This is a genomic window from Actinoallomurus vinaceus (assembly GCF_039542055.1).
Taxonomy (GTDB): domain Bacteria; phylum Actinomycetota; class Actinomycetes; order Streptosporangiales; family Streptosporangiaceae; genus Actinoallomurus; species Actinoallomurus vinaceus.
Genome location: NZ_BAABHK010000018.1, coordinates 221,306 through 228,954, shown reverse-complemented (window position 1 = coordinate 228,954; position 7,649 = coordinate 221,306). Strand labels below are relative to the sequence as shown.

The 7,649-nt window shown below is 72.5% G+C and carries 7 protein-coding genes and 1 pseudogene; 2 read left to right on the top strand and 6 right to left on the bottom strand.

What is annotated here, in order from left to right; translation table 11 throughout:
• The coding region (locus tag ABEA24_RS44030; protein ID WP_345439992.1) for a zinc ribbon domain-containing protein at positions 1–365 on the top strand (365 nt) is incomplete at its 5' end.
• A gap of 3 nt (positions 366–368) precedes the next feature.
• A pseudogene (locus tag ABEA24_RS44025) lies at positions 369–608 on the top strand (RNA polymerase subunit sigma-24); the annotation flags it as partial.
• 22 nt (positions 609–630) lie between these two features.
• Here ABEA24_RS44025 and ABEA24_RS44020 read toward each other — a convergent pair.
• From ABEA24_RS44020 to ABEA24_RS43995, 6 genes are all read right to left on the bottom strand, one after another.
• Positions 631–1,092 (bottom strand): hypothetical protein, encoded by a 462-nt coding sequence (locus ABEA24_RS44020; RefSeq protein ID WP_345439990.1) that lies wholly within the window; start codon positions 1,090–1,092, stop codon positions 631–633.
• A gap of 164 nt (positions 1,093–1,256) precedes the next feature.
• Positions 1,257–3,797, bottom strand: coding sequence for an ATP-dependent Clp protease ATP-binding subunit (locus tag ABEA24_RS44015; RefSeq protein ID WP_345439988.1), 2,541 nt, complete (start codon positions 3,795–3,797; stop codon positions 1,257–1,259).
• Between the two features lie 90 nt (positions 3,798–3,887).
• Positions 3,888–4,139, bottom strand: a complete 252-nt coding sequence (locus ABEA24_RS44010; protein WP_345439986.1) for a hypothetical protein — start codon at positions 4,137–4,139, stop codon at positions 3,888–3,890.
• On the bottom strand, positions 4,126–6,168 hold the full coding sequence (locus ABEA24_RS44005) for a xanthine dehydrogenase family protein molybdopterin-binding subunit (protein ID WP_345439984.1): 2,043 nt from the start codon (positions 6,166–6,168) through the stop codon (positions 4,126–4,128). Before ABEA24_RS44005 ends, ABEA24_RS44010 begins: the two co-directional genes overlap by 14 nt.
• Positions 6,165–7,133, bottom strand: coding sequence for an FAD binding domain-containing protein (locus ABEA24_RS44000; protein ID WP_345439982.1), 969 nt, complete (start codon positions 7,131–7,133; stop codon positions 6,165–6,167). Before ABEA24_RS44000 ends, ABEA24_RS44005 begins: the two co-directional genes overlap by 4 nt.
• Positions 7,130–7,621: a (2Fe-2S)-binding protein gene (locus ABEA24_RS43995; protein WP_345439980.1), complete on the bottom strand. Its 492-nt coding sequence runs from the start codon at positions 7,619–7,621 to the stop codon at positions 7,130–7,132. Before ABEA24_RS43995 ends, ABEA24_RS44000 begins: the two co-directional genes overlap by 4 nt.
• Positions 7,622–7,649: the final 28 nt, after the last annotated feature.

The window sequence follows — 7,649 nt, the reverse complement described above, 5'->3', positions numbered from 1 at the left end:
TCGGTACCTTCCTCCAGTACAAGGCGCTGCGGGCCGGGGTGCCGTTTCTGGAGGTGGATCCGGCTTACACCTCTCAGCGGTGTCCCGTGCCTTGGTGCGGGCACACCCGGCGGGCCAACCGGCCCGATCGGGATACCTTCTGTTGTCGTCGGTGCGGGTTCGCTGGCCCCGCCGACGTCATCGCCGCCACCAACATCCGGCAACGGGCGTGTGTGGCGTGGGCATTCGTCAGCATGCCCGTCCCCGACCCCAACACCAGGGGAAAGGGAGATGCGACCCCGGCACGACAGCCAGCCGCGACGGGGAGCGCGACAAGGTGTGAACGCCCGGCCCGCAAGCCCGGCCGTTCACGGCCAAGAAGCTGATTGAGGGCTACTCCGGTTGCGGCGTACGGCCCCGACCGTGGCCTGGAGATCGTCGAGGGGCTGACCGGGGAGCCGGCGTTGAAGGGGTACCACCTGCTGCCGAGCGTGCGCGGTGACCTCCTGGAGCGGCTCGGCCGGCGCGACGAGGCCCGTGCCGAGTTCGAGCGCGCGGCGTCCCTGACCCGCAACGATCGCGAGCGCATGGTGCTCCTCGAACGGGCCGCCGCCTGCGGCCCGGAGTGACCGGGCCGAACGCGGCGCCCCGTCAGGGCAGGCGCATGCGTTCGGCGCGCGGGACGCCGTCCGGAGCGGACAGGTCGAGGCGCTCGGCCGGTGCCGCCGGCTCGGCCCGCCGTGAGTCCAGCCACCGGTGTCGCTCCTGCGCCTCGGCCGCTCCCGAGAGGTCCATGACGGCGGCGATCGACTCCCAGCCCAGACCCGCGGCGCGCGCCGACTCGAGCAGCTCCCACTCCAGCCGGTCGACGTCCAGCCGGATGGCCCGGATGAGCAGCAGCGCGGCCCCGAGACCGGTCACGTCCACCGCGCCCCCGCCGGACGCGGCCTGGATGACCGCGCGCACGCTCTGGACGTCTCCGAGGGGACGCTCGTGGGTCTCCCACATCAGCCGGTCGACACCGCGGGAGAACTCTCCCGTCAGGTGCGCCCGCGCGGCGCGCACCATGACCGGATCGGCAGGAGAAAGCTCGCGCCAGCGCGGATCCGTCATTGCGACCATCCTCCCCCGCCGCACCGGCGAGCTCACCGGGGCGGGCGGCTGCCGGACGGCGCCGTAAACGCCGTTCACGCCACGTGGCCGACGACGTTTCGGCCAGGCGCGTTCACTCTCCGAGGATGGTCCTGTCTGGGGAAACCCGTCAACCGTGGCCGGAATCAGGATTTCGGGTATTCAGCGTCGGCGGCCGATCCACTCCGCGTGTTCGTGATCTCGAAGTCGATCCGGTCCTCGTGGACGGTCACGCGTACCTCGTCGCCCGGGTTGAGCCGGCCGCCGAGCAGCAGGCTGGACAGGCGGTTGTCGACCTCCCGCTGGATCGTGCGTCGCAGCGGCCGTGCCCCGAACTCCGGCTGGTAGCCACGGCGCGCCAGCCAGTCCACCGCCTCCTTGGTGAACTCGATCGACAGGTCCTGGGCGCGCAGGCGGCGCCGGGTCTCGTCCAGCAGCAGGTCGGTGATCTGCCGCAGCTGCTCGGCGTCGAGGCGGCGGAAGACGATGATCTCGTCGATGCGGTTCAGGAACTCCGGCCGGAACGCCTCCCGCAGCCGCAGCATGACCCGGTCGCGCAGTGACGCGTCCTCCCCGACGCGGTCGGAGAACCCGGCGGCGAGCCCGCCGGTGCCGATGACGTCGGAGCCGAGGTTGCTGGTCATGATGATGACGGTGTGGCGGAAGTCGACCGTACGGCCCTGCGCGTCGGTGAGCCGCCCGTCGTCGAGCAGCTGCAGCAGGACGTTGAAGACGTCCGGATGCGCCTTCTCGATCTCGTCGAGCAGCACCACGGAGTACGGGCGGCGGTGCACGGCCTCGGTGAGCTGGCCGGCCTCCTCGTACCCGACGTAGCCGGGAGGCGCGCCCATCAGCCGGCTGACCGTGTGCCGTTCCTGGAACTCGCTCATGTCGAAGCGCACCATGCGGTCCTGGCTGCCGAACAGCGCCTCGGCCAGCGCGCGGGCCAGCTCGGTCTTGCCCACGCCGGTCGGCCCGAGGAACAGGAAGCTGCCGATCGGCCGGTTCGGGTCGCCGAGCCCGGCGCGGGACCGGCGTACCGCCTCGGCGACCGCGCCGACCGCCTCGTCCTGGCCCACCACCCGCTGGTGCAGGTGCTCCTCCAGCCGGATCAGGCGCTCGCGCTCCTCCACGGTGAGCTGCGCGACCGGGATCCCGGTGATCCGTGACACCACCTCGGCGATGTCCTCGGGGGTGACCTCGGGCACCGAGCCGGTGCCTCCGCCACCGGTCGCGGAGGCGACGTGCCGTCCGAGTTCGGCGATCTCATCGCGGAGCGAGGCGGCCTTCTCGTACTTCTCGTCGGCGACGGCCTGGTCCTTCTCGCGGCGGCGCTGGTCCAGTTCCTCCTCGAGCCGTCGTACGTCGCGGCCGGGCGTCTTGGTGCGCAGCCGGACGCGGGCGCCGGCCTGGTCGATCAGGTCGATCGCCTTGTCCGGCAGGAACCGGTCGGTGAGGTACCGGCTCGACAGGTCGACCGCCGCGACCAGCGCCTCGTTGGTGAACCGGACCTGGTGGTGGGCTTCGTACCGGTCCCGCAGCCCGCACAGGATCTCGACGGTGTCCTCCGAACTCGGCTCGGGCACCAGGATCGGCTGGAACCGGCGTTCGAGCGCGGCGTCCTTCTCGATGTTCTTGCGGTACTCGTCGACGGTCGTCGCGCCGATGACGTGCAGTTCGCCGCGGGCCAGGGCGGGCTTGAGCATGTTCCCGGCGGTCATGCCGCCCTCGGACCCGCCGGCCGTCACCATCGTGTGGATCTCGTCGATGAACACGAGGAGCTCGTCGCCGTGCGTACTGATCTCGTCGACGACCTTCTTCAGCCGTTCCTCGAAGTCCCCCCGGTAGCGGGTGCCGGCCACCAGCCCGGCCAGGTCCAGCTGGATCAGCCGCTTCCCCCGGATGGTCTCGGGGACCTCGCCGTCGGCGATGTGCTGGGCGATGCCCTCGACGATGGCGGTCTTGCCCACCCCGGGATCGCCGATCAGGACGGGGTTGTTCTTCGTCCGCCGGGACAGCACCTCGACGGTCTGCTCGATCTCCTCGTCGCGGCCCACGACCGGGTCGATCTTCCCCTCGGCGGCCATCGCGCTGAGGTCGCGCCCGAACTCGTCCAGCGTCGGCGTGTCGGACGGGGGGCGGCCGGCGGTGCCGCCGCCGGGCGGGCCGCCGCTCACCGCCGACTGCAGCGACTCCGGGGTGATCCGCGCGTCGTGCAGCAGGCGCCCGGCCGGCGACTCGGGGTTGACCGCGAGTGCGAACAGGATGTGCTCCGGGCCGATGTAGGAGGACCCCGCGGAACGGGAGATCTGGTGGGCGTCCAGCAGCGCGCGCTTGGCCGAGGGGGTGAGCTGCGCGGAGGTCTGGCGGGCCGGACCGCGGCTTACCTCCTGCTCGACCTGGCGCGCGAGCGCCTCCGGGTCGGCGCCGGCGCGGTCCAGAACGTGCCGGGTCACCTCCTGGCGGGTCGCGGCCCACAACAGGTGGTCGGTGTCGAGGTCGGGGCTGCCCCATTCGCCCGCCTTGACGGCGGCGTCGCGCACGAGTTCGCGGGCGCCTTCGGTCATGAAGCGCGCGATGTTCACACGGTTCGAGGGCCGTTTCGGCATGCCCGCGCCGAAGAATCGGGACAGGAACTCCTCGAACGAGTCCGCCCCTCCTCCGCCGCCGTACAGTCCTTCGGACATCTCATGACCTCCTCACCAGGCGAGACCCGGCGTATCGGATCCGGTATGCCTGCCACCCCTACCCGAGGCGGCGTCGTCAAACGCGTGAGATCACGGGTAGTCCTCGTCGAGGGGTGGCACGGTGGTCCGCTGTTCGACCACGTCCGCCTCGTTGGCATCGAGGGGGATCTCCGCCACGAGCGGCGGTTCCTCGGAGTCCTCTTCGTCGTCCCGTCGGTGCTGCTCGATGAAGTCGGCTTCGGGCTCCTCGATGCCCGGAGTCTCGTCCGTCACCGGGTCGGGGTGGACGACCTCCTCCGGACGTCCGGGCTGCCCCCGGTCCGGAAGATCACGCTCGGTCATCTGAACTCCTCCCTAGGAGCTTGTCGGGGGTGATGGGCAGGTCGCGTACGCGCCGGCCGGTGGCGTGGAAGACCGCGTTGGCGATCGCCGCGGCGGTGCCGACGATGCCGATCTCCCCGATGCCCTTGGCACCCATGGGGTTGAGGTGCGGATCGTCCTCGTCGATCCAGACGGCCTCGACGTCGGGGACGTCGGCGCAGGCGGCGACGTGGTACTGGGCGAGGTCGTCGGTGAGGAAGTCGCCGAACCGCTCGTCGACGACGGTCCCCTCCATGAGGGCCATGCCGAGGCCCATGGTCATGCCGCCGATCAACTGGGAGCGGGCGAGGACCGGGTCGACGATCCGCCCGGCCGCGAACACTCCGAGCAGCCGCGACACGCGCACCTCGCCGGTGTCCACATCGACGCGGACCTCGGCGAACTGCGCCCCGAACGCGTGGCGCGCGAGCTTCGAGTCGGCTTCGACGTCCTCGGTGGTGTCGCCGGTGCCGTGCTCACCGTTCTTCAGCAGTCCCTCGCACGCCTTCACGACGGCGGAGCCCCAGGACGCGGTGCCCATCGATCCGCCCGCGAGCGGGGCCCTCGGCAGCGCGCTGTCACCGACCTCGACCCGTACCCGGTCGGGGGAGACGCCGAGGGTCTGCGCCGCGATCCGGGTCAGCGCGGTACGGGCGCCGGTGCCGATGTCGGCCGCGGCGATCCGGACGACGAAACCGTCCCCGTCGATCGCGGCGTCCGCCTGCGCGGCACTGCGCCGGGAGGGGTACGTCGACGCGGCGACGCCGGTGCCGACGAGCCACCGGCCGTCCCGGCGGACGCCCGGGTCGCGATGGCGCGGATCCCAGCCGAAGCGGTGGGCGCCCTCCCGCAGGCAGGCGATCAGGTTGCGGGAGCTGAACGGCAGCCCGCTCTCCGGCTCGGTGTCCGGCTCGTTGACGACGCGCAGCTCGATCGGGTCCATCCCGGCGGCGTGCGCGAGCTCGTCCATCGCCGATTCCAGGGCGTACATGCCGGGGCACTCGCCGGGCGCGCGCATCCACGACGGCGTCGGCACGTCCAGCCGGACCAGCCGGTGCGTCGTCCGCAGGTTGGGCGTCGCGTACATCACCCGCGTTCCCGCCGCCGTCTGCTCGGCGAACTCCCGGACCGTCGAGGTCTGCTCGACGATGTCGTGGGCCACGGCGGTGAGCCGCCCCACGGCGTCCGCGCCCAGCCGCAGCCGCTGGATCGTCGGCGTGCGGTACCCCGTGACGTCGAACATCTGCTGCCGCGTCACCGCGACCTTGACCGGCCGGCCCGCCGCCCGCGCGGCGAGGGCGGCGAGGATCGCGGACGGCCGGGTCGTGCCCTTGCACCCGAACCCGCCGCCGACGTGCGGGGAGACCACCCGCACCTGTTCGGGCGGCAGGCGGAGCACCGCCGCGATCGCGTCCCGGTCCGCGGACGCGCCCTGAGTGGAGTCGTACACCGTCAGCCCGCCGTCCTCCTCCCAGACGGCGAGCGCGGCGTGCGGCTCGATCGGGTTGTTGTGCAGCACCGGCGTCGTGTACGTCGCGTCCACCGTGACCACCGCACTCGCCAGACCGGCCGCGACGTCCCCGTACTCCACGTCGGTCGGCAGCCCCGGGTTGACCGTCTCCGGGCGGTACAGCCCGGGGTGGTCGGGGCGCAGCCGCACGTCGTGCGGCTCGGCGTCGTACTCGATCCGCAGGGCGCCGGCGGCGTCGCGGGCGATCTCGAGCGTCTCGGCGACCACCGCGGCGACGATCTGCCCGTGATAGGCGACCGTACGGCCCTGGAAGAGCCGCAGCTCCGGATCGACGTCCTCGCCGAGCTCCGGGGGATCGTCGCCGGACAGGACGGCGAGCACGCCGGGGATCGCCAGGACCGCCGCCGTGTCGATCGACCGGATCCGCCCGCGCGCGATCGTCGACGGGACGGCGTGGGCGTACGCGACGCCCGGGACGGTGTGCTCGTAGGCGTACGTCGCCCGCCCGGTCACCTTGTCCAGACCCTCGACGCGGTTCACAGCAGCTCCTGCAGCGTGCGGACGATCAGATTGTGGGCCAGCGGCACCTTGTAGCCGTTGTGGGCCAGCGGCCGTGCCTGCGCGAGCTCCGCGTCGGCGGCCCGCGCGAACTCCTCCGCGCGGGCCGGAGCGCCGCGCAGCGCCTCCTCGGCGCGATACGCCCGCCAGGGCGCGTGCGCGACGCCGCCGAGCGCCAGCCGGCAGTCACGGACCGTTCCATCATCGCTCACGTCGAGCACCGCGGCGATGGAGACCAGGGCGAACGCGAACGACGCGCGTTCGCGGACCTTCCGGTAGCGGGAGACGCCCGGAGGGGGCGGCGGCAGTTCCACCGTCGTGATCAGGTCGCCGGGCTCCAGCACCGTGTCGCGGTCCGGCCGGTCGTCCGGCAGCCGGTGCAGCCCGGGCATCGGGATCGCGCGGTCGCCGCCCGGGCCGGTGACGAGCACGCGCGCGTCCAGGGCGGCCAGCGCCACGGCCAGGTCCGACGGGTGGGTGGCCACGCAGTGCTCGGAGTACCCGAGGATCGCCAGGTTGTGGTGGTGGCCGTCGATCGCCGGGCAGCCCGACCCCGGCTCGCGCTTGTTGCACGGCTTGGAAACGTCCTGGAAGTACGGGCAGCGGGTCCGCTGCAGCAGGTTGCCGGCGACCGTCGCCATGGCGCGGACCTGCCCGGACGCCCCGGACAGCACGGACCGCGCCAGCATCGGGTAGCGCGCGCGGACGACCGGGTGGACGGCCAGGTCGGTGTTGCGCACCGCGGCGCCGACGCGCAGGCCCCCGTCGGCCTCCTCGATCCGGTCGTACGGGAGACGGCTCACGTCCACGAGAAGATCCGGCCGGGCGACGCCCAGCCGCATCAGGTCGACCAGGTTGGTCCCGCCTCCGAGGTACATGCTGCCCGGCCGGTACGCGCCCACCGCCTCCGCCGCGTCGCGGGCCCGCGTGTACTCGAACGGCTTCACCCGGACACGTCCTCGATCGCGGTCACGATGTTGACATAGGCGCCGCACCGGCACAGGTTGCCGCTCATGCGCTCGCGAATCTCCTCCCGCGTGAGCGGGGGATCGGCGGCGAGGTCGCCGGTGATCGCGCTCGGCCCCCCTTCGGCCAGCATCCCGGCCGCGGAGCAGAGCTGGCCCGGGGTGCAGTACCCGCACTGGAAGGCGTCGCGCGCGATGAACGCGGCCTGGAGCGGGTGCAGGTCGGATCCGTCGGCCAGGCCCTCGATCGTCGTGATCTCGCGGCCGTCCTGCGCGACGGCCAGGGCGAGGCACGCGTTGGCCCGCCGTCCGTCGATCAGCACGGTGCACGCGCCGCACTGGCCGTGATCGCAGCCCTTCTTGGAACCGGTCAGGCCAAGGCGCTCGCGCAGCAGGTCCAGCAGTGAGACGCGGGTGTCGATGCTCACGGAGTGTTCCGTGCCGTTCACCCGGAGCGTGATCTCCACCATGCGCGCTGCCTTACCCCGGCTCTTCTCG